General features: G+C 35.2%; 26 protein-coding genes. 22 read left to right on the top strand and 4 right to left on the bottom strand.

All coding sequences use genetic code 11. The annotated features are described in order from the left end of the window. Window positions 1–260: 260 nt before the first annotated feature. Window positions 261–572, bottom strand: a complete 312-nt coding sequence (locus tag LQ188_RS26090; protein ID WP_230178863.1) for a hypothetical protein — start codon at window positions 570–572, stop codon at window positions 261–263. An 811-nt stretch (window positions 573–1383) separates the two neighbouring features. On the opposite strand from LQ188_RS26090, the gene LQ188_RS26085 reads away from it, so the two are divergent. The 16 genes from LQ188_RS26085 (at window position 1384) to LQ188_RS26010 (ending at window position 14460) form a co-directional block, all read left to right on the top strand. Then, window positions 1384–1623, top strand: coding sequence for a hypothetical protein (locus LQ188_RS26085; RefSeq protein WP_101225802.1), 240 nt, complete (start codon window positions 1384–1386; stop codon window positions 1621–1623). Window positions 1624–1700: 77 nt separating this feature from the next. Beyond that, window positions 1701–3911 (top strand): PBP1A family penicillin-binding protein, encoded by a 2211-nt coding sequence (locus LQ188_RS26080; RefSeq protein ID WP_230178862.1) that lies wholly within the window; start codon window positions 1701–1703, stop codon window positions 3909–3911. 289 nt (window positions 3912–4200) lie between these two features. After that, entirely contained in the window at window positions 4201–4683 is a 483-nt protein-coding gene (locus LQ188_RS26075) for a DinB family protein (RefSeq protein ID WP_230178861.1), read from the top strand. 285 nt (window positions 4684–4968) lie between these two features. Next, entirely contained in the window at window positions 4969–5373 is a 405-nt protein-coding gene (locus LQ188_RS26070) for a hypothetical protein (RefSeq protein ID WP_230178860.1), read from the top strand. A gap of 233 nt (window positions 5374–5606) precedes the next feature. After that, window positions 5607–6365 carry a carbon-nitrogen hydrolase family protein gene (locus tag LQ188_RS26065; RefSeq protein ID WP_230178858.1) on the top strand — a complete coding sequence of 253 codons (759 nt, stop codon included), beginning with the start codon at window positions 5607–5609 and terminating at the stop codon, window positions 6363–6365. A gap of 721 nt (window positions 6366–7086) precedes the next feature. Continuing rightward, window positions 7087–7506: an IDEAL domain-containing protein gene (locus LQ188_RS26060; protein ID WP_101225807.1), complete on the top strand. Its 420-nt coding sequence runs from the start codon at window positions 7087–7089 to the stop codon at window positions 7504–7506. 172 nt (window positions 7507–7678) lie between these two features. Next, complete coding sequence (locus LQ188_RS26055; protein ID WP_101225808.1) at window positions 7679–8140, top strand: flavodoxin; 462 nt, start codon at window positions 7679–7681, stop codon at window positions 8138–8140. Between the two features lie 36 nt (window positions 8141–8176). Next, the gene (locus tag LQ188_RS26050) at window positions 8177–8950 is read left to right on the top strand and encodes a hypothetical protein (RefSeq protein ID WP_230178856.1); all 774 of its coding nucleotides are present in this window, start codon (window positions 8177–8179) and stop codon (window positions 8948–8950) included. A 257-nt stretch (window positions 8951–9207) separates the two neighbouring features. Beyond that, entirely contained in the window at window positions 9208–9771 is a 564-nt protein-coding gene (locus tag LQ188_RS26045) for an MOSC domain-containing protein (RefSeq protein WP_101225810.1), read from the top strand. A 135-nt stretch (window positions 9772–9906) separates the two neighbouring features. Continuing rightward, window positions 9907–10482, top strand: a complete 576-nt coding sequence (locus tag LQ188_RS26040) for a hypothetical protein (RefSeq protein WP_101225811.1) — start codon at window positions 9907–9909, stop codon at window positions 10480–10482. 181 nt (window positions 10483–10663) lie between these two features. Beyond that, complete coding sequence (locus LQ188_RS26035) at window positions 10664–11065, top strand: DUF6157 family protein (RefSeq protein WP_230178854.1); 402 nt, start codon at window positions 10664–10666, stop codon at window positions 11063–11065. Window positions 11066–11274: 209 nt separating this feature from the next. After that, complete coding sequence (locus LQ188_RS26030; protein WP_230178853.1) at window positions 11275–11448, top strand: DUF6366 family protein; 174 nt, start codon at window positions 11275–11277, stop codon at window positions 11446–11448. Between the two features lie 78 nt (window positions 11449–11526). Next, the gene (locus tag LQ188_RS26025) at window positions 11527–12096 is read left to right on the top strand and encodes a dihydrofolate reductase family protein (RefSeq protein ID WP_230178851.1); all 570 of its coding nucleotides are present in this window, start codon (window positions 11527–11529) and stop codon (window positions 12094–12096) included. 296 nt (window positions 12097–12392) lie between these two features. Further along, the gene (locus tag LQ188_RS26020; RefSeq protein WP_230178850.1) at window positions 12393–12833 is read left to right on the top strand and encodes a hypothetical protein; all 441 of its coding nucleotides are present in this window, start codon (window positions 12393–12395) and stop codon (window positions 12831–12833) included. 970 nt (window positions 12834–13803) lie between these two features. Then, window positions 13804–14145: a multidrug efflux SMR transporter gene (locus LQ188_RS26015; protein ID WP_101225848.1), complete on the top strand. Its 342-nt coding sequence runs from the start codon at window positions 13804–13806 to the stop codon at window positions 14143–14145. Next, a complete protein-coding gene (locus LQ188_RS26010) occupies window positions 14146–14460 on the top strand; it encodes a multidrug efflux SMR transporter (RefSeq protein WP_101225815.1) in 315 nt (104 codons plus the stop codon). A 206-nt stretch (window positions 14461–14666) separates the two neighbouring features. Here the strand turns inward: LQ188_RS26010 and LQ188_RS26005 are convergent, their stop codons facing one another. Then, complete coding sequence (locus LQ188_RS26005; protein ID WP_101225816.1) at window positions 14667–15623, bottom strand: patatin-like phospholipase family protein; 957 nt, start codon at window positions 15621–15623, stop codon at window positions 14667–14669. A gap of 144 nt (window positions 15624–15767) precedes the next feature. Between LQ188_RS26005 and LQ188_RS26000 the strand changes: the two genes are divergently transcribed. Continuing rightward, a complete protein-coding gene (locus LQ188_RS26000) occupies window positions 15768–15959 on the top strand; it encodes a hypothetical protein (RefSeq protein ID WP_101225817.1) in 192 nt (63 codons plus the stop codon). A gap of 12 nt (window positions 15960–15971) precedes the next feature. Here the strand turns inward: LQ188_RS26000 and LQ188_RS25995 are convergent, their stop codons facing one another. Next, window positions 15972–16271 (bottom strand): hypothetical protein, encoded by a 300-nt coding sequence (locus LQ188_RS25995; protein WP_157831170.1) that lies wholly within the window; start codon window positions 16269–16271, stop codon window positions 15972–15974. A gap of 5 nt (window positions 16272–16276) precedes the next feature. Then, entirely contained in the window at window positions 16277–17056 is a 780-nt protein-coding gene (locus tag LQ188_RS25990; protein WP_230178849.1) for a PhzF family phenazine biosynthesis protein, read from the bottom strand. A 148-nt stretch (window positions 17057–17204) separates the two neighbouring features. Here LQ188_RS25990 and LQ188_RS25985 point away from each other — a divergent pair, with 148 nt between their 5' ends. The 5 genes from LQ188_RS25985 to LQ188_RS25965 all read left to right on the top strand — a co-directional run bounded on the left by LQ188_RS25985 (window position 17205) and on the right by LQ188_RS25965 (window position 21928). Then, window positions 17205–18686: a PLP-dependent aminotransferase family protein gene (locus LQ188_RS25985; protein WP_230178848.1), complete on the top strand. Its 1482-nt coding sequence runs from the start codon at window positions 17205–17207 to the stop codon at window positions 18684–18686. Between the two features lie 249 nt (window positions 18687–18935). Further along, entirely contained in the window at window positions 18936–19511 is a 576-nt protein-coding gene (locus LQ188_RS25980) for a LysE family transporter (RefSeq protein WP_230178847.1), read from the top strand. 24 nt (window positions 19512–19535) lie between these two features. Further along, complete coding sequence (locus LQ188_RS25975; RefSeq protein ID WP_230178846.1) at window positions 19536–20312, top strand: AraC family transcriptional regulator; 777 nt, start codon at window positions 19536–19538, stop codon at window positions 20310–20312. A 109-nt stretch (window positions 20313–20421) separates the two neighbouring features. Further along, window positions 20422–21354, top strand: a complete 933-nt coding sequence (locus LQ188_RS25970; protein ID WP_230178845.1) for an MBL fold metallo-hydrolase — start codon at window positions 20422–20424, stop codon at window positions 21352–21354. A gap of 196 nt (window positions 21355–21550) precedes the next feature. Further along, window positions 21551–21928, top strand: coding sequence for a hotdog domain-containing protein (locus LQ188_RS25965; RefSeq protein ID WP_230178843.1), 378 nt, complete (start codon window positions 21551–21553; stop codon window positions 21926–21928). Window positions 21929–22022 lie beyond the last annotated feature (94 nt).

The raw sequence follows: 22022 nt of genomic DNA, 5'->3' as shown, positions 1-22022 counted from the left end.
TGTGAAACAGAGAAAAATCCTTCCAAAAGGGTTTTGGAGGGTTATTTGGCATGGCCCAAAAAAGTATATCATAATGGAAATGAAATTTTTAGAGAAAGATATTGACATCCTATTAGCTGGTTTAGTTCATTAACTTGGGTTGCTTCGGCAGCCTTATTCTTTATGCAACTATCGGGGCAGGTTAATTCAGTATCGTGGCATAAGGCATATATTAAACGAAAAAAAGAGACAGTGTACCACGCTGCCTCTTTTTGTATTTTTCAAATCTCATTTGGTGAAATGATTCTATGTTTTAATTCTGAATTCGAATCTAAAAAACCTATCACAATTTGATTATTTTCCGTACCTGTTATGTATCTGAAATAATCATCACCAGATATCAACAAATCGGTATCATTCGTCTTTTTTTCCATTTTGGCAAAGACATCTTCTGTGTACTCAAGGTGAAAAAAATCATCCAATCCTTTGGTTGAGCCACCTACCCAGGTATACAGAAAATCTTTCATTGTGATTTGTTCATTTTCCGATAAATGTTTCTTGAAGAGTAACTTATCTACTGTTACAGTTTTCATCTTACATCACTCCTTAACGAATACCAAGTGTATACATTGAGGTCTGAAACATCAATACTAATCCAGTAACAATCTTATTACAGTTTAGTTACTAAACTAAAGGGGCAGGTTAGTGCAATAAGTCGGGTTGAAAATCCAGCTCTCTTTTAAGTCGCTCTTGAGACATATTATTCAGCTAAGAAAAGTAAAAAATAAAAATCCATCCCTGAAAAGCTTCAAGGATGGATTCAGACAAACACCAAGATCCTTAGGGTGTCTCTTGGATAATTCTTATTATGGTCTATAGATAGGTAAGTTTTCCAGGTCATTACGTAAAACGAACATAATATATAGAAAAAGAGAATGTGCTTAAACGGGAACAAAAGTCGAAGATCCAGCTGCCATAATTGGTGGCTTTTTTATTGACTAAGGTGCAGATTTGGTCTTTATATAGAGGGGGGAATCGAGGATTAAATATTTTGCCCCCTTAATACTAAGGTTCAATTCGAATTAATATAAATGGACTTTGTAATGGACTTAAAAAAATGAAATTTTCTATACACGCTTTGATATATATCTTTTTAGGCTGTATCTATGGTATTCATGAAATATTTATAGATGGTACACAAAGGTATTTTTCAAAAATAGTAGGAATGCTATCCAGCATTTATCAACATGGGTATTTGCTTCATGTATAACGTCTTTGAAAGACAAAGCTGGTCGATAATTGCATTCTTATTCAGTATAAATTTTAAGACTATTCGCTTCAAATAAGTAGACGTGTTTCCCTACTTAAGACAATCAGAAGTTGTTCTCGAAAGGGGGATCTAATTTGAAGAAATTTATTGTTTGTTATACCTTGGATAATGATATTAAACGAGAAAAAATAATAAAAGGGCCAGATGTAAAGAAGGAAGACGTTCTAAAAGATGTATTAGATAAGATAGTACGAAGTAATTACTTTATTGCGAAAACCGACCAAGGAGAGTATAGGATAAATTCTTCCTTAATACGTTATATACAGGTTTTGAATGAAATGCATTGTTTTAAATACCATACTGATCATCAATGACTAGTGAGTAAATAAAAGGTTATTTGCATAGTTTTCTTCAATTTTATTGAGTAACTTGAATATGGGAGAGAAGATTAATGTCAGAAACGTATCGTTCTCGTCAGGAACGAAAACAAGTGGAAAAAACAAAACAAGATCAAAAAAAAGGTAAAACCCCCCCTAAAAGAAGGTCTTTCTTGAAAAAAGTTTTACTTTGGTGTTTATTATTAGGTGTTGTTTCAATTGGAATAGGGGCAGTTACGGTTGCAGCAATGATTAAGGATGCACCTGAAATAGATGCTTCAAAACTAGTCGACCCGCTTTCTACCAAATTATACGATAAAAACGGGAATTTCATTTACGAATATGGTAAAGAAAAGCGGACAAAAATTAAATATTCTCAAGTTCCAAAAATGTTGGAACATGCTTTCATTGCCACGGAGGATGCACATTTTTATGAACACAATGGCATTGATATAAAAGGAACTTCGAGAGCAATCTTCAAGAACCTAAAAGGGGATTTCGGATCTCAAGGCGGAAGTACGATTACACAGCAGGTCATTAAAAACTCCTTTTTGTCACCTCAGAAAACAATAAAGCGAAAGGTACAGGAATGGAGCTTGGCCTATCAGCTTGAGCAAAAGTATTCCAAACATCAAATCTTAATGATGTATTTAAATAAGATCTACCTTGGAGACGGGGCATATGGTGTAGCAGCTGCCGCCAAAAATTACTACGGAATCGATGCCGATCATCTAAATAAATTAACGCTTCCGGAGGCCGCTATGCTGGCGGGGCTCCCACAGAGTCCAAGTTATTACGATCCCACTGAACCCGAACATGTGAAAGCTGCAACAAATCGTCGTAATATTGTTTTAGAAGCTATGTATAAACAAGGGTATATTACGAAACAGCAATTGGAGGATGCAAAGAAGGTTCCAGTTACAGCAGGACTTGTTCCAAAAACGAAACAACAAGGAATGCCGTACGAGGCGTTTTTGGACGCTGTTGTAAAAGAAGTTGAAAGAAAGCTGAAAAATGTAGATATCAATTCGGATGGATTATCTATTTATACGACGCTAGATCCAAAAGCTCAGACCTTTGCGGACAAAATAATGAACACCGATACGATTATTTCTTATCCAAATGACAATTTTCAAGGAGCCTTCGTATTTTTAGATACAAAAACAGGAGAAGTTCGAGCTATTGGAAGCGGTCGAAACCAATATAAAGCTTCCTTCCGAGGCAACAACTTTGCGGTTGATATTAAACGTCAACCAGGATCTACTTTCAAGCCAGTCTTTGATTATGGTCCGGCTATTGAAAATTCAAAATGGTCTACAGCACACCAAATTAATGATCATGAGATAACCTACTCAAATGGTCAATCTATTTCTAACTGGGATCATCAATATCACGGAATGTTGTCTATTAGAACAGCACTTCAATGGTCATACAATATTCCAGCACTCCTTACCCTTCAAGAAGTAGGGATGGATAAAGCACAAAACTTTGCAGAAAATCTGGGTATTACTTTTAATAATAATAAGGTGTACGAATCATATGCGATTGGAAGTAATACGGTTAATCCATTAGAGTTGGCAGGGGCATATAGTGCTTTTGGAAATAACGGTGAATACAATACACCACATTTTGTTCGTAAAGTTGTCTATCCTGATGGCAGAGTTGTTAATTTAACTCCAAAGCCAAAACGAGCTATGCATGATTACACAGCTTATTTGGTGACGGATATGTTACGGACAGTCGTAAAATCTGGTACAGGAAAAACAGCAAATGTCCTTGGACTAGATGTGGCTGGAAAAACTGGCACAACTAATTTTGACAGTAAAACCAGAGCACAATATGGATATCCATCCGGTTCGGTAAATGATAGTTGGTTCGCTGGTTATACACCGCAATACACTATGGCGGTTTGGACTGGATATACTAAAAATGGTCCAGGTAATTATATGGATGGAAATACAACTAAAATCTCGCACCAAATGTTTAAGGTCATGCTGGAAGCATTTGGAACAGATCAAAGTAGCTTCCAGCAGCCTAGTGATGTATACCAGGTGAATAATGAACTGTTCATTAAAGGTGCAAATCCTGAAGAAGGTCCACCAGTTACAAAAAATAATAAAGATAAACCATTTTATATTGGTGGAAATAAAGAGGATAAAAAACATAAACAACAAGAGGAAAATAAATACCAACAAGAGGAAGAGAAGCATAAACAACAAGAGGAAAAGAAATACCAAAAGGAAGAGAAGCATAAACAACAAGAGGAAAAGAAACACAAACAATAAAGATTTTTAGGATGGGATCGCATTGGTTCCATCCTTTTTTATGATACACATAAGAGAATGTGAAGGTTTCTACTTAAACTATAGGGTGCGTTAGCTGAAGATCTGAGCTGTCTTTAAGGCAGCTTTTTCTTATGGAACTAAAGGGGCAGGTTAGTTGAACAAGTAAAAGGTTTTTGTGGTGGTTATCTCGAAACTAAATGAGTAGGAAAATCATTTTAACATCAGGGAGGATGGCTGTTGTACTTAATTTAGGGATCCATATTCTAATTAGAATTGAGGAGTGAATAGAATGACCAACGTAAAAGATATTATTTCTGACCAGTTCTTAGCGAATGCTAATGACCCTAGTTGGTACAAACCATTTTCAGAATCAGTTGAAAATTTGACGGAAGAACAGGCTTTATGGAAGCCAAGCAAAGATAGTAACAGTATAGCTGAAATTGTACAACATCTGATTTATTGGAATCAAACTTGGCAAACCAGGTACGAAAAATCCAACGTAGACGCTGTATCTTCAATCGGAGATAATAATCGGAGCTTTTTAAGTCCTGAATATATGTGCTTTTACGATTTGAAAAAAATCTTATTAGAAGTCCTTTTAAAGTGGGAAGGGTTATTAACTAATGAAAAAATAGAAAGTGATGTTATAGGTTTTCCTGAAAAAGTTAAGTGGTGGCAAATTCTTGGAAATGCAACTACCCATAATGCATATCATATCGGTCAAATTATTTATATAAGGAAACTGCAAAACAGTTGGAAGGCGAATGCATGAGAAGTTGACTTAGCTGCTAATTGGAACTTTTCGCTAGAATGGATTGCTGCGGCAATCCTTTTTTCTTCATCAACTAAAGGGGCAGCATTCCTGTAATGAACGAATCGGTTTATTTATGCAAAGCCAACTAAGTTTGTGAATAAGTACACTTAAACTAACGGGTGCGTTAGCTGAAGTTCGGAACTGTCTTTAAGGCAGTTTTTTCTTTATGCAACTAAAGGGCAGGTTAGTTCAATAAGAAGGGCTATTATAAGACCTAACCAAACCTATTTTAAGGAGGCAAACATGAGCTTGGATCATGAGTTTTATCTTATTTCTAAGACAACTGATATAAAGGATTTTTGGATGTACAGAGAAAGAAATAGCAGTGTAATCGATAGTATTGTTATACATGATGATTTGATTCAATATATTATGGACTCATTGGAATGGATTCCAAGTAAAAACCCATCATTGCAAGGAACTCCAAGTGGCAGGGGTATTAACTATCATGGAGAAACCCTTTTTGATAATCACTCTTCTGAAACTTTAATAAGTATTTTTTCGTCATGGAAGAGTCTTATTAAAAATGCACCTGATAAATTTGAACTCACTGGAAAATTCGTTTACGGCGAAGCTGACAATCAGGAGGGGGACTATAAAAAATCAGTCTTCAACCGGGATGAAGTAATTACAAAATTAGAAAAATGATTTTAATGTCAGAAGCTTTAGCTAAAGGTGAATTTTATTTGTACCATTGTGGAATATGATGGTATAAAAAAACTATTCAACTAATAGGTGCTTTACTGTAATGCAGAGGTTGCTACCGCAGCCTTTTTCTAATGGAACTAACGGGGCATGATAGTTGAACAAGCAAATCAATGTCTATGCTACAATTATTACAAGCGTAGCCATTAATATAAGTTGATGTTTGGGAGTTCACTATGGGAAAAATAAAAATAGCTTTATTACACCTATTGCCTATCGCTGGTGATGTGGAGTATAACCAAAAACTAATTGAACAAGCCATTCATATAGCATCAAATAATAATGCCGAATGGATTATAACACCCGAACTATGTGTTAGCGGACTTCAATTCAATCATAAGATTGGGACTGGATGGATTAACCGGCAACCTGATGCTTGGATGGGTAATTTGAGCCGTAAACTAAAGAGTTTGAAAAGCACTGTATTTTTGGGTTGCCCTGAAAAAGGCAGTAACGGAGAATTGTATAATTCTGTGTTTGTCATAGATAAACAAGGTCATTTATTAGGCAAACAGAGAAAAATAAGTGTTATTGATGATTGGTCAGCATCAGGGGATGTATTAGAGCCAATAAAAACAGACAATGTTGAGGTTGGTATTATGATTTGTGCAGACGCCTATCCCAAAGATATTGCTTACAGCTTAGTTGAAAAAGGAGCAGAAATATTAATTGCACCGTCTTCCTGGGGTCCCGGATTACACGGTCCAGAGGGAGAATGGGAACAAAGGTCATTAGAAACAGGACTGCCCGTATTTGTCTGTAATCGTACTGGAGAAGACGAAACTGTCCGTTTTTGGGATGCAGAAAGCATGATCATAAAAAATGGAGTACGCCTTTTGACACATAAATCAAAACAATCAGCCATCCTTACTTTTGAATGGGATTTACAAAGCATGGAATTAATATCCCCTCATTTCGATATCGATTACATATAATGAGTACATACTAATATACTACACTCTTGTTGAATTAAAGGGTGCTTAGCTAAAGACCGAAGCTGCCTTTAAGGCAGCTTTTCTTTATGTAATTATAGGGGCAATTTTTATTGCCGATATTATCTTCAGAATAAAGTACAGGCTACTGGAATCAATCTAATCACCTCCTTATTTGCATGAGGGCAATTGATAAAATTCGATATAATATTTTGGATTTTATATCTTTTGAATAGTTTCACATGTATCCAGATAAATAGCATGAGAAATTTGAGTGAAACAAATGAGGGGCTTAAATGAACCAAGCTAGTGTTAATAACTACGGAAAAAAAACTTTAGGACTATGATTGTCCAATATTCATATTGTACAAATTACGAGCTTACCAGAATATTTCAGTAAGATGCTTTTACTGACGGAACGATTATATAATCTAGATGGATAAAAACTGATTGACATTGATAATCATTATCATTATTATAAAAGTAATATTTGATATTGATAATCATTTTCAATTAATACTCTTGCAAATTTCTATTCCCTGTCAATAAATATTAAAAGGCGTCAACATATTGAATAAACAGTTTTGGATCAGGAAGAAAAATGAAAATAGTTCAACCTTAAAAGAATAGAAAGGTAAGTCTGACAAAAAACAGTCAACTGACTAAGTTAGCGATAACAAATAAAATTCAATAAATATTGAATATGGGTGGAGGAGGAACATCTGTGGATAAAAATTTTATAATATTGGAACAATTTCAGCATCAAGTAAGCTGCTGCTGTCCTGGGCAAAAGCACCAACATATGATTGAGTTCCTTCAAGGTGATGTTTGGACAATTACAAACGAGCGGAAGTATGTTGATTGCTTGGGATGGCACTTTTTAATAGATATCAATAACGAGTTTCAGTTTTTTATGCATGTGGAAGATATTGAGGAACTGTATTCCAAGGGAAGCATTTGCTCCATTTTGGATTTGAATCTAAAAATTAACCATTTAAGCTTTAAAATAAACGAAGCCCTAGATGCACATGATAGGCAGTCGTTTCTTTCATTTGCCGATGAACTGAGTAACGTACAGAAAATAAAGAATAAAATCAACACTGGAGATTTACATGCTTTTTGGGAAAACACGACAATTTTATGAACATATTCAATAAAGATGCAATTGACTTTTATATTTTAAAAACATCGATACCTATCTTTTTTGCTAATAGGTGTGGAAATTCAATTTCACCAAATTTAAATTAAAGGTGATAATGCTGCTGAGTAGTTTGAATTTTTACTAATAATCATCAGTGTTGGAAGGGGAACTTATCATGTCTAAAATCATTATGATTTTTGCCAGTATGAGTGGAAATACAGAAGAAATGGCGGATATCATTATAGAAGGAATCACAGAAATCAGTGATGTGAATATCGAAAGGATAGATATAATGGAAGGTCCTGAAGCCTCCATACTTGGAGAGTACGATGGTATCTTATTAGGTGCATATACGTGGGGAGACGGAGAATTACCGGATGATTTTTTAGACTTTTATGAGGAAATGGATCATATTGATTTAACTGGCAAGAAAGCAGCGGTGTTTGGATCCTGCGATTCCTCTTACTCACAATATGGTGCGGCCGTAGATATTTTGTCCGAAAAATTAAGGGAACAGGGTGCTGATATCGTCCTGGAAGGGTTAAAAGTAGAATTAAACCCAGATGATGAGGATATCAAAAACTGCCGAAATTTCGGGAGGGATTTTATAAAGAATAGTCTTGTCTTTTCAATATAGAATTAGCTATTTTATGAGGAAAGAGAGGTGAGGGGAATGATGGGTAAGGAACATCGGATTTCCATTGCTACTTTAACTGATTACCATTTACAAGATTTTATAAGATGTCCTTATCAATTTTACTTTCATCATATAGAAGGAAAAATCACAACTCGATTGGATTGGAGGAAAATAGTTCAAGCTGTTGTTAATCAAGTTGTAAGCCGCTATTATAAACTGCCTCCAATATGTCAGACATCTAAGAAAGTTATGGAGTTAATAGATGATCATTGGAGTGCCATTGATGTACGTCAGTTCGAGTCAAGGAGTCATTATTATATGGCTCTTGCTAATATAACTGACCATTTACTCCGATTTTTAACTTCCAAAAAAATTCAAAATCCACCTTTATTTTTATATGAAAAGTTTAACATCAATATTGAGGAGTTGGGGACCGAACTCTCCTTGACTTTTGAAGTAGCAGAATGGTCAAGCGGCTCATACATCATAAAAAAATATGTAGTTGATACACACGAAGAAATGAACTTATTATTTACTAATATGATTTCGGTGTTTTGTGAAAGGGCATTTGGTCAATTACCGGCAAGAATAGAGATTTTCTCGCTTATGGAAGGCAAAATAGAAACTTATATTCCAACCATGAATGATGTTTCGGATGGATTGGAATACCTCAACATAATCAAGAATCTTTTACAAGAACCAAAAAAGTATTTGAAAACGAATTCTTTACTGGTTTGCAAAAGCTGCTCTTATCAAAAAAGGTGTTATGACGGTAATAATACAAACCAAGAAATGGCGAATTTTCAATAATTTTATATATGTTCAGAAAACCTTGGATTATATCAGGTTATGGACAAAAGCATACATACAGATCAAGGTTGTTCCAATACTTATCTCTTAGTATATAAAAGGTGTGTATAAGGATGGATTACAAGATTGGTGCAAAAAAGATTCTAATTGAGCTTACTAAGGGAGGTTGCTGAGGCAGCCTTTTTCTTTTTGGCTCTTTCTAGGCAGGATAGTTGAATAAAGATATCAAATATAAGTATTGGGGGAGTTGAAAGAAAATGAATGACGAAAATATCGGCTCGGCTAGCGGAGTAGTAATAGCTGTAAGTAAAAGTGATAAACACACATTCAGCAAGGAAAATTGCAATAGTATAAAACTGTTGAAGGGTTTGGGCGTTGAAGGAGATGCCCATTCGGGTAAAACTGTTAAGCATCGTTCACGTGTAGCGCAGAACCCAAATCAACCTAACCTGCGGCAAGTTCACCTAATCCACTCAGAATTATTAGATGAATTGAAAGACAGGTTTAATGTTTCAACTGGACAAATGGGTGAAAATATTACCACAAAAGGTATCGATCTGCTTGAATTACCGAAGGATTCGTTACTATTTATTGGGGAAACAGCAGTTATTAAAGTAACAGGCCTACGAAATCCATGTGCCCAGATTGATCAATTTAAATCAGGACTTATGAACGCTGTTTTGGACCGGGATCTGCATGGGAACTTGATACGTAAAGCAGGAATAATGAGCATAGTTTTGGAAAGTGGTGTGGTTCACCCCGGGGACCTGGTTAGAATTCAATTACCACCGTTACCTCATACACCACTTGAGAGGGTATAGTGTTTTCAATAGAACTGTTTTTATTTTCTTTAAAACAATTAGGGGGTTGCTGAGGCAGCCTTTTTCATATGCATTTAAAAGAAATTCGTTTGAAATATAGGTAAATTATGGTAATGTAAAATTAGAGGTGATTACTTGAGGAGATTCTTTGTTTTTATTAGCCTATTTGCTTTATTCTTTTTATCAGCTTGTTCATCAAATCCTTCTCTGGAACTAGTGGATGCGAAAGTTGATATTGTTAAAGATAAAAGTTTAGTTGGTGCAATTGGGATAACTGAAGGGGAAAGAAAGGGAGATGAGCTGATCCCGACAGCTTTATTTTATGAATTCACCATTAAAAATACAGGTAATAAAACAGCAGATATTGAAGAAGTTGATAAAGGAATTGAACTTAAGATTGAGCCCAAAGACAAATTAAAAGCCGTGTCGGAAGACGTAATAGGCTTCAATATTTATGATCCTGAAGATTATAACGGGAGTGGTGTAGGGTTCGGTCATTCATTTTTACCGGTTCTTAATCCTGATCAAAAGGGTGAGTATACTCTTAACTACGATTTAGGTGTAAGTGAAGAAAATTCGCAAGTTCCACTGCTGGTACCTTCAAATGAAAAATTAGCTAAACTTAAAGAGTATGCATTTGATGCTTTTTTAGTTGTGACAATTGATAATCAAGAAATAGCAAGATTTGACCTGAGTAAACTTAAAAACTAACGGGTGCTTTTTGAAGGTGGATTTAAAAGGTAAATTAAACTTGGTTCTGATAAAATTTGTTTGAAGGAAGGTTGCTGAGGCAGCCTTTTTCTTATGGCACTAAAGGAGCGGGATAGCGGAAGTAAGCAATGGAATGATATGGTATATAGATAAGCAAACTGCTGAATAAGGAGGTTATTATATGAGTTATAAGAACACACTTATTACCATTTCAGAGGATTCAAAAGTTACTTCAGCAAAGGTACCTGTCATAAAAAACGAAAAACCCACAATTGCTTATATTGAACATGATTTAATTAACAATAACCCATATAAATTTACACAAGAAGACGTCCAATTTAAAACTTTTTTAATCAAGAGTCAAATAGAAGAGGAAAATACAGCTGAACTTCGAGAACAGTTCTTTTCAAAACCCAAGGCATGCTTCAGAGCTTCTCCTTTGGTGAAAAATTATGGTTGGGGAATTCATTATGATAATCAAGGGAAAATTTCCATATATGATGTTAACAGTAAAATGTATAACCAATTGCTTAAGCAAGCTGACATTACAAAACTTAAAGGTATGCGTTCTAAAAGAAAATAAATACAAAATTACTTTTATATACGGGGCAGGTTAGAATGCGTAAGAGATTGTATTATAAATACAAGGGGGGATATATAGAAATGATGAAAAAAAGTAAACAAAATGCTGAACATTACATATGGGGAGATAATTGTGATGGGAGTTTAGTGTAAAAAGGTATAGAATAACAGAATATTTCCAACAGAACCTATTCATAGGGGGTGCTTAGTTTGAATAATCACAATGAAACGCCTGAAGAGAAAAGAGAGAGATTAAGACAAGAAGAACTTAAAAAAAATCCAATAGGTACATTAAAAGATGGATTTATTAACCTTCTTCAACTAAAGGGTACTTACTTCATATCACGAGCTGATCAGCATCTCCTTTTCTTATTAGTAACATAAGTACCTTTCAGAAATAATGAAAATATAAAAAAACTTGGCGTGATCAACAATATTTAAATGATTAAGGGAGGAAGAATTATGTCAATTAACGTAAGACCAAGAAGAATGATTTTAGATTTAGCAGTTACTTTAGATGGTTTTATAGAAGGAAAAAATGGGGAAGTTGATTGGTGCATCATGGACCCTGAGATGGGGTTTATTAATTTCTTAAATCAAATTGATACTATTTTATATGGAAGAAAAAGCTACGATTTATGGGGACAATTCACTCCAGGAATTGAAGATGCCGATACTGAAAAAGAACTTTGGGAAATGGTTCATAGTAAAGAAAAATACGTGTTTTCCAGAACGCAAAAAGGGACTGATAATAAAGCGATCTATATAAATGATAATATTGTTGAAGAAGTAAATAAATTAAAGAATAAACCTGGTAAAGACATCTGGCTATATGGCGGAGCAAGTCTTATTACAACATTTATCAATTTAGGGCTTGTTGATGAATTTAGATTATCTGTTCATCCTGTTATTTTGGGAGAAGGAAAACCTTTGTTTATTGATATAAAGCAGAGATTGAATCTAAAATTGGTTAATACAAGAACGTTCTCCTCTGGCGTTGCGCAACTAATATATCATTTGAATGAAAATTAATTATAGTGTTCATTCGTAAATATGCGATAGTTATTGCTGTCATTTCCCTTCAACAATCGGGCGCTTTAATGGTGCAATGAAAAAGCTTAATTTCTTAATGCTCAGAAATTAGGCTTTTTAATTTTGTGAGCATGATTTAATTAAATAACCTATATAAATAAGAAGAAACCGGAATTATAGATTGTTCATGAACTTTAATTAAGCAAGGTTGATGAAGATGACGCAACAAAAGATGATTGAATTTAAGAAACTATAGTCATTTTTAATCATTTTAATAGTCAGTTTATTCTGATATTATGAAAGGGATAAAGATTGGAGGAGGAAATAACATAAAAAGCTTATTTTTAATCTTAAGTACCTTTGTGTTAGTTCTGGTAAGTGGAATCGTATTTGGTACTTCTTCTGCTCAAGCAAGTGTTCCTCAGTATTCTTTTCAAACAGAAGATGGAAAATGGGATGGTGAAATTGGAAATCCTAACAAAGGTAGTGACTTAGAGGTAGAACTGGTTTCCCCAATCTATTTAAAGACCTCTTCTGGAAGTAAGTTATTGACTAATTATAGTAACATATGGTCTCGTCTCTGCAATGCTAGTACTGGAAAGTGCACAGGCTATCATAGCTTAGCAGGTGGAAAGACATTATTCACAGATATGAAAATAGGTAAATTTTATGTTGATGTGAAAGATGGATACTCTTCTGGTAAAGTATCTGGAAAACTACAGATTGTTTTCAAATAACTTGTATTACTTGCTACCCACACTTGATGGGTAGCTTTTTTTATATGAAAAGTTTCTGAAATAAATTAAATCTAAGTATTTTTGTATAATTTTTTACGAAGATTGAGCTTTACCACTGCCTTTTACGGAAAAGAAGTGAAGTTTACTGACATGACTAGTACGTTACAAACGCTATAAAGGGTGTCGAGCTAAATGGTGTTTGTGTAGACATGAACTAAAGTTTGATATTTTGTTAATGAACTTATGGGGCAGGTTAGTTGAACAAGGATTGAAGCTTTATTAATTTAGGAATCGTTTAAAAGAGAGTGGCGGGTAGGAAACGATTACGATTATGGGTGGTGGTGTATAATTGAAACTTTTAGTAAATGCGGCAACGAACTTACGAGAGCCTATATTTCCGGATTTCAAGGAGAATTTCTGATAAACAAAAAACCAAGAGGTCTTTTCACCGATAGTCCGATTTACAGCAAGTATCTTCTTATGTTTGTTCTAAATGTGGGTATTTAGAGTTCTATGTAGAACAACCTGTGAAAAGGATTTCTACATCTTGAAAAGACTCAAGGTTGCTGAGGTAACCTTTTTCATATGTTATTAACGGGTGCGTTAGCTGAAAATCGGAGCGTCTTTAAGGCAGCTCTTTTCTTATGGAACTAAAGGAGCAGGTTAGTTGAATAACAATTGTTGAATTTTATTAAGAAAAATAAATAAAAATTGACTAGAGAAAAAGTTAATGCTAAATTTAACTAACGAACGGTCGGAAGGTTGGGGAATTGACTGCAGAGCGAATTAAAGAAGTTGCCTTAAAGTATTTCGCACAAAATGGATATTGGCGTGGACTTTCTAATGATTAATGGTCTTGGAGGGGATTTTATGAAACGAAATTGGGCATATGTTATCATTGCCGGTATTATTGCTTGGTATTTGCATTGGCGTGGACTTTCTAATGATTAATGATCTTGGAGGGAATTTTATGAATCGAAATTGGGCATATGTTATTATTGCCGGTATTATTGAGGTAATGTGGGCAATGGGGTTGAAGTATTCAAATAATTTGATTACTTGGGCCGGTACATTTTTTCTTATATATGTATCCTTTGTTGTATTGATGAAAGCTACAAAAAAACTACCCGTTGCTACTGTCTATGCTGTCTTTACAGGAATAGGAACAGCGGGAACAGTCTTGGTGGAAATGGTGGTTTTTGGAGAACCTTTCAGTTGGACAAAAATATTGTTTATTCTCCTGCTTCTGTCTGGTGTAGTAGGATTAAAACTTGTCACAACTGAACCAAGCAAGAAAGAAGGTGCAGTATAAATGGCTTGGTTATATCTTATCTTGGCTGGAACTTTTGAAGTAGTTGGGGTTACGGGTATGAATAAAGTTGTTAAAGATAAAAACCTACAGTCGTATATAGTATTGTTTATGGGATTTATAATTAGTTTTGGTTTTCTAAGTCTAGCTATGAAAACTCTCCCTATGGGAATTTCCTATGCGGTATGGACAGGGATTGGAACTGTGGGAGGAGTAATTATTGGAATGTTGTTTTATGGAGAATCAAAAGATTGGAAACGAATTTTATTTATAGGGGCAATTTTAGTAGCGGTAGTGGGGTTGAAATTGACATCATAAATAATATACGTTGTTGAACTAACGGGTGCTTTAACTTATGATCGGAGCTGTCTTTAAGACAGCTTTTTCCTTATGCAATTAACGGGGCAGGATAGTTGAAGAAGAACTGATAAATAAAAACAGCCAGGTTCTGGCTGTTTTTATTTAAAAAATCCAAATGCTTGAAATAAAAACTAAAATTCAAGCAGACTTATGGGATAATTTTATTAATTCCAGTTTTTCTCTATAAATTGAACTGCGGGTTGTAAATTTGTTTTGTTAGCAATTGAAATGACAGCTGGAACCACAGAAGGGTCCGTTTTGGAGAAATTAGGGATCCGTGGATTTAACCGAAAAAAACGATTTCCTAGAAGCTGAGAACTGACCATGGATTCATAGTAACCGGATCCACTAGCGACAATCTGTAGAAATGGCAGTAAGGGTTCATTGGGCGATCGGTCCAAAAGAACTCCCCAATTTGGGGGAAGGTTCTTCATATTTTCGGGACGTATGTTATCTGCACTTACCATCCCCCACCCCTTCGTATCTCTTCTTAATCGAGTCGGCTCTTCACCTGTTCCAATGGATAATACCGCAATTTGATCCAACGGCTGTTTGGCTTTCCCCACTGCAAACGCGATACTGGCTGTACTGGGGTTAGTTGCTACTGTATACCCATCCACGTAGTTTTGATAGGCTCGTTGCGTCGCGGGAGCACCACTGCTCCGTAGTATTACATCACTCGCTTTCTCATTTAAATAGGGAGAGCCAGGAAAGTTGTGGAATAACACAGGAGTCCAACGATTCAGCTCCGGTGAGAATAAATGAAATGCAGGGACAACAATTCGTCTTTTTAAGTTTTTGAGGAGAAGATCTGATGGAAAAAATGTTTGTACCGCTTTAATGAAACCCGAATATGGCAATTGTTGATTGAAAACAGGTCCACCTGGTCGGGAAACGCTGAAAGCCGGCAGGATTTTATCCTTAAAAAACTGGAGTGTCTCCTTCGGCGATCTTCCACTTGCTAACGCAAGGGCAGTGAATGAACCGATTGAATTTCCCGAAAAAACATTGGTTCGACTAATTAATTTTGGGTTTTGCTGAGCCAGTCTGTTCAAAAGTTGTAAACTTAAAGCACCTAAGGTGCCGCCTCCATCAAAGGACATGATCCGATATTTTGTCAAAGCTGATTTCTCCCTTCTAATCAGGTCACAAGTATCATTCAGTATATGTTTATTTTTCAGGGGCAGGATTATGTAGCTAAACATCCAAGAAAAGACTTCATCGAGTATAAAAAAAAACTACGACGAGGATAGAGGAGACTACGTTTGAGTGGCAGTACGGGCAAGCCGAACAGGAATTATTATGCACGTACTTTGTTTGTAATGGGTGATGAGAAAGTCAGAAAGTACAACCAAAAAAACTTGAAAGAAAATAAAAAAGCCATAGCGGTAGGCTACGGCTGCCTGTTCCGTCCTCAAACAGGCTATTTTGCAACCTTATGCACAAAAGGTTATTGATGATTATTATTATTAAATATCTTGCGATCCTTTAAGATGGAGATCGCTTTTTCCAACAACAGGATTGTGAACAATTAAATTAATTAATTGTCTTTTTGCTCTGTTATTACTGTCATAAATGCACACGGTGCTGCGGCATCTCTTTTTCTTATTCAACAAACGAAGCAGTAGAGTTGAATAAGAAATAACTTTACAAGGCTCTGTTAAATAACTGTGTTGATTTGCAGCTAAATAAAAGCTTGGAAAAAAACGCCAAGCTTTTATAATTTGTTTGGTTAGTACGTTGGTTTGACTATATTTCATATCTTCCATAGTCATTACCCTATATTTATATCCCCTATTAAGTAGAGTGTTGCTTTTCCAGCCATCTTTACCCGTGTGTCCTCGTGCTTACAAAAAAGTGTACCGCCTCTATTGGATAACTGTCTTGCTACCATTTCACGTTTCTTTAGTTTCTCTCCCCAAAAGGGCACTAAACCGCAGTGTGCAGAACCGCATACTGGGTCCTCATTTACCTTTAACTTTGGGAAAAATGCTCTTGAAACAAAATCATAATCATTTCCTTTGGCAGAAACAATAACTCCAAGACCCTCTGGCAACTGTTCTAGTTTTGAAAAGTCTGGACTTAGATTTTTCACTGCTTCTTCTGACTCTAATACAAATAACAAATCTCTATTTAGATATGCTTCTATCGGTGTGGTTCCCAAAGCATCAATCATTTGTTCAGTAAGAGGTATCTCCTTTGAAGGGACAGTTGGGAAATCAAGTTCATACAAATCATCTTTTCTATTTACTGTAAGTACCCCACTCATCGTGTCGAATTGAATGGTTTTCAATAGCTTTTCAACATAGTTCATAATGACAAAAGCAGTTGCTAAAGTTGCGTGACCACAAAGGTTGATTTCTCCTCCAGGCGTAAACCATCTAAGTTTATAGTTTTCCGCACCTTTTACTGCAAATGCCGTTTCAGAAAGGTTATTTTCAATAGCAACCTTTTGCATAATGTCATCAGAAATCCATTCATTCATAACACAAACCCCAGCAGGATTTCCTTCAAAGACTTTTTCTGCAAATGCATCAACCACATAATACTTCATAATTTTTTCCTCCTAGATTAATCAAATTGAACGTAAAATGTTCAGGTGTTATACTTGAATATCCTTATATTAATGGTTATATATGTATAACAGTCAACTTGATCATATAACACTTAATTTTCAACACAGTGCTGATGGAGGCTTTATTATGAAGATTGAAATAAACAGGAACTCCAATATCCCGATTAATCAACAAATTTATGAGAATATAGCAGATAGAATAAGGTCAGGGGGGGTATCGGAAGATGAACGTTTGCCTTCCGTTAGAGCGTTAGCAAAACAATTAGGGGTAAGTGTACTTACAGTTGTAAGAGTGTATGCATTGTTAGAAAAAAATGAGTTAATTGAACGGATACAAGGGAAGGGGACATTTGTTAAAGCTAATATTACATCAGAAGATATAGAAAATAATAAAAAGAACAATTTCGAGTGGCAATTATCCGTTTTAGATTATCTTCCCCGAACTCAATTTGGTACACATTATGGTTCATTTGAAAACTGTATTCAGTTTTCTGTTGCAGCGATTTGTCCATCCTTACTTCCGAATCATTATCTGGAGAAAGAAATCCATTCAAATTTAGAAAAGAATCCTAGTATTTTATCAAGTTATGGACCTGCTCAAGGGGATGAGGAACTTAGAAAAGCTATGAGCGAGTATCTTCGCAAACAAGATTTAAATATTGACCATAAAGATATATTGGTAACTAATGGCACTCAACAAGGAATAGATTTGGTGGCGAAAACTTTTATAGGACCAGGAGATGTGGTGGTTACAGAAGCACCCACTTATCCTAATGCAATTGATACATTTCGTGCTCGTGGGGCTACTATTATTCCTGTTCCATTAGATAAAGAAGGAATGAGAATGGACCTGTTACAAAGAGTTTGCGAAATATATAAACCCAAAATGATATATACCATCCCTAACTTTCAGAATCCAACTGGAAGGGTTTTAAGTCGAAAAAGAAGGGAGCAATTATTAATATTTGCCCAAGAACATCAAATAATCATTGTAGAAGACGAACCCTGGAGTGAGATATTTTTTGACAAGAAACCTCCATCACCTATAAAAAGTCTTGATACAAATGGTTTCGTCATTTATCTAAAGGGGCTAAGCAAGACATTGGTTCCTGGTTGCCGGATAGGACTGCTGGCCGCAAATGGCACTCTGTTTAATCGTTTAGTGGCATCTAAAGTGAATACGGACCTTGGTAGTCCATTATTAACACAAAAGGCAATTCTCCCATTTTTTCATTCGAAAAGGATGGAGGACCATATGGAAAAGCTGAGATTTGCCTTGAAATTAAGAAGGGATAAAGTTATAGAACTCTTCAATTCCCATATGCCGAATGAAGTTCAATGGATTGAACCAACAGGTGGATTAAATATATGGGTATCCATTCCATCAGAGTGGAACACGAACCATTTATTAATCGAATGTCAAAAAGAGAATATTTACTTTCTTCCTGGTTCAGCTTGTTTCGCTGGAGAACCCGAAAACCATCATTTAAGGTTAAACTTTTCCTATTTATCGGATAGTGAATTAGAAAATGGAATATTAAAATTTTGCAATATCACAAGAAAATTTTTATCTTCAAATCAACTATTTAGACAATCCCCCATTATGTAAGAAAGGCTGCAACAAAAATACTTTCAGATTAAAGTTTGATGGTTGTAAATTTTCAGTTCATCTCATAGAAATTGTATAAAGACCCTGGTTTCCTGCTTACGTAAGGAAGTCAGGGTTTTGACGTATCAGCACCCTGAATTTATAGAGTTATCTTTACAGAAGCAATATATAACCCTGCAATAACATACTATAAGCTTTTAAAGTTAGGATGTACAATTGCATGAGGATATCTTGAAAGGAGTTTACCTCATGAATATTACATCTTTTGTATTTTACTGTTTTATTGTTACATTTACACCAGGACCCACTAATATCGTCATATTATCCACCGTGCATAACTCTGGGACAAAAAAGGCAATGGAATATACGTATGGAGCAACGATTGCTTTTGGTTTCTTACTTGCTATTTCTGCTATGTTAAATACGATACTTGCAACGATCATACCAAAAATTTTAATTGTTATGCAGATAATCGGAAGCTTTTATATGTTGTATCTTGCTTATCAAGTTTACAAAATGGATTCATCAAAACCAACTGTAAACCAAACGGGTACCTTTATGTCTGGATTTCTTACGCAGTTTTTAAATCCAAAGGTAGTACTATTTACAATGACTGTCATTCCTACCTATATTATGCCCTATTATGTCTCAATGCCTGCGGTTACAATAAGCGTTATCGCTATAACTGTAATAGGATTCTTAGCATTTATTACATGGGTACTTTTTGGTGCAATCTTCAAGGAGTTTTTACAGAAGAATAAAAAGATTGTTAATATATTGATGGCATTGTTTTTAGTTTATGCTGCAATCATGATCTGGATGTAGGTAGCTACTTAAGAGGTGAATGAAATGGATAAATTTATCTATAAAAAATCGGCGGGTATTACGGCTTTGTCAGCAAGTATTACTGATTTCACATATAAGAAGCACTCTCATAAAGAGTATGCAATAGGAGTCACATTGCGTGGCATTCAACACTATAACTTGGATGGCAGTTTACACTTGTCTTATCAAAATGGCGTTATGCTTTTTAATCCGGAACAGGCACATGACGGAATGGCACATGATGAGACAGGACTAGATTATGTGATGCTATATATTGAGCCACAATTGCTTCTGGAGGTTATTGAGAAGAAGGATATCATACGCTTTTCAAACCCCATTGTGTATGATTATAGGCTTAAACAAGGAATACTAAGTCTTTCTAATGCAATATTAAGCGAAAAAGACGAGGCATTGTGCAGTGAATTACTGTTATCCCTCACAGATAACCTTATTCAAACTAATCTTTCTACAGACTATAAGAAAGTTAACACTCTAATTAGAAAAGCGAAGGATATGCTTCACACCAACTTAGAAACTATACCTAAACTTGACGAGATATGTAAAGAGCTTGATTTATCGAAATTTAAGTTTATCCGGTTATTCAAGGCTCATACTGGCATTTCACCATATCAATACTTTCTTAACTGCAAGATAGAATATGCAAAGCAGTTAATAGAAAAAAATAGAGATATTCATTCAGCTGTAGCTGAATGTGGTTTTGTTGATTTAACCCATTTAAATAAACACTTTAAAAGCGTATACGGAACAACAGCCTTTGAATATATTTCACATTTAAATTGATTAGTAGTTTGTTCGATTATTATTGGTTAGTCTATTTGAATTTAAGGAGGAATGGCTTATTAAAAAATCCAGTATTATTTTCTTTGAAAGAAAATTCCCAAGTGCAAACATGATCCTTATTAAGGATCAGCTCCCGGTCCTTATTGATACTGGTTTTGGAAGTGATGTGAAAGATACAGAGCAATTAATTAAAGAAGTAGGCATTTCACCAGAAGAATTACACCTTATTGTGAACACGCACTATCATAGTGACCATGTAGGAGGCAATTTTCATTTTCAAAAAAATTATGGAGTAAGGATTGGTGCTCATAAATGGGAAGCAGAATTAATTAATTCTTGCGACTCGGAAGCCTGTAGTTCAGAATGGTTAGATCAGCCTGTAGAACCTTATCGAGTCGATCTAAAGTTCTCTGATAACGATGATATTAATACAGGAAGCAGAACGTTAAAAATCTTGCACACACCAGGACATACGTTAGGACATATTTCTTTATATGAACCGGAAGAAGAAGTATTATTTTGCGGGGATCTCTTCCACAAAGGTGATATCGGATGGTTAAATATCTTTCGAGAGGGTGTTTCATCTATCCAACGATCGATAGAAAGTTTGGATCAGTTGTCCATGCTTCGAATTCAACAGGCATATTCAGGACATGGACCGCAAATAGAGAATCCTCTGACTGCCATTGATGCAGCAAGAAAACGGTTTGAAAAGTGGCTCAGAATGCCAGAAAAGGTTGCATGGCATGCCTGCAAAAGGATTTTTTCATTCACATTAATCATTAAAAACGGATTGACAAAAGAAGAACTCGATAACTACCTACTAAAGTGTGGTTGGTTCCAAGATTTTGCACACTACTCTTTCCAACTTCAGCCAGAAGAATTTATCCCAATCCTGCTCGATGAAATGATTCGTTCCGGAGCAGCAAGCTGGCACAATAATCATTTAATTGCCTCCACCCCATACCAAGCACCACAAAAGAAATGGATGAATAAGAACATAAAGCCGAAAGATTGGAACCCTCAAGATTTTCTCACATAAGGATATCTGAAAAACGTTTCTGGTTTCTATGCAGCTTATTTATCTTCCTTTCCTCAGATAAATATCTTATATCCAAAATCCGAAAACAAATTACCAAAACAATACTTCAACGACGCTGTTAGTTATTAAGATATAAAATTCGCGTTTTGTCCGCGGGTATTAATCAACTTTATAAAACCTTCAGGGGGGATTTTATATGTCATTAAAAGTAGGAGCTATCATTACGTTTGAACGGACTTTTACAGTAAGGGATGTTGAATTATTTACAGAGATTTCAGGTGATGAAGGGAATCATCATATAACCCCAGATGAACAGGGAAGACTTGTAATTCAAGGGTTATTAACGGCAACTCTACCAACAAAAATAGGTGGAGATCATCACGTAATGGCTCGTACTATGAATTTTGAGTTTTTAAGACCTGTGTTTACCGGGGATACAATAATATGTGAAGTTAAAATTGAAAAATATGAAAGGCAAGAAAATAATAGAACAGCTATTATTGCATTCTTTTTATGTAAAAATCAGTATGAAAAAGAAGTATTAAAAGGGGATTTTTCAGGTGTAATACTTTAAATTTGGGGGTTAATATGTGTCTTAATGAACTAACGGGTGCGTTAGCTGAAGATCGGAGCTGTCTTTAAGGCAGCTTTTTTTTTATGGAACTAAC

The sequence above is a fragment of the Peribacillus sp. Bi134 genome (genome assembly GCF_918698065.1).
Classification (GTDB): Bacteria; Bacillota; Bacilli; order Bacillales; family DSM-1321; genus Peribacillus.
Note: the sequence above shows the minus strand (reverse complement) of the source record. Positions and strands in the feature narration are given on the sequence as shown.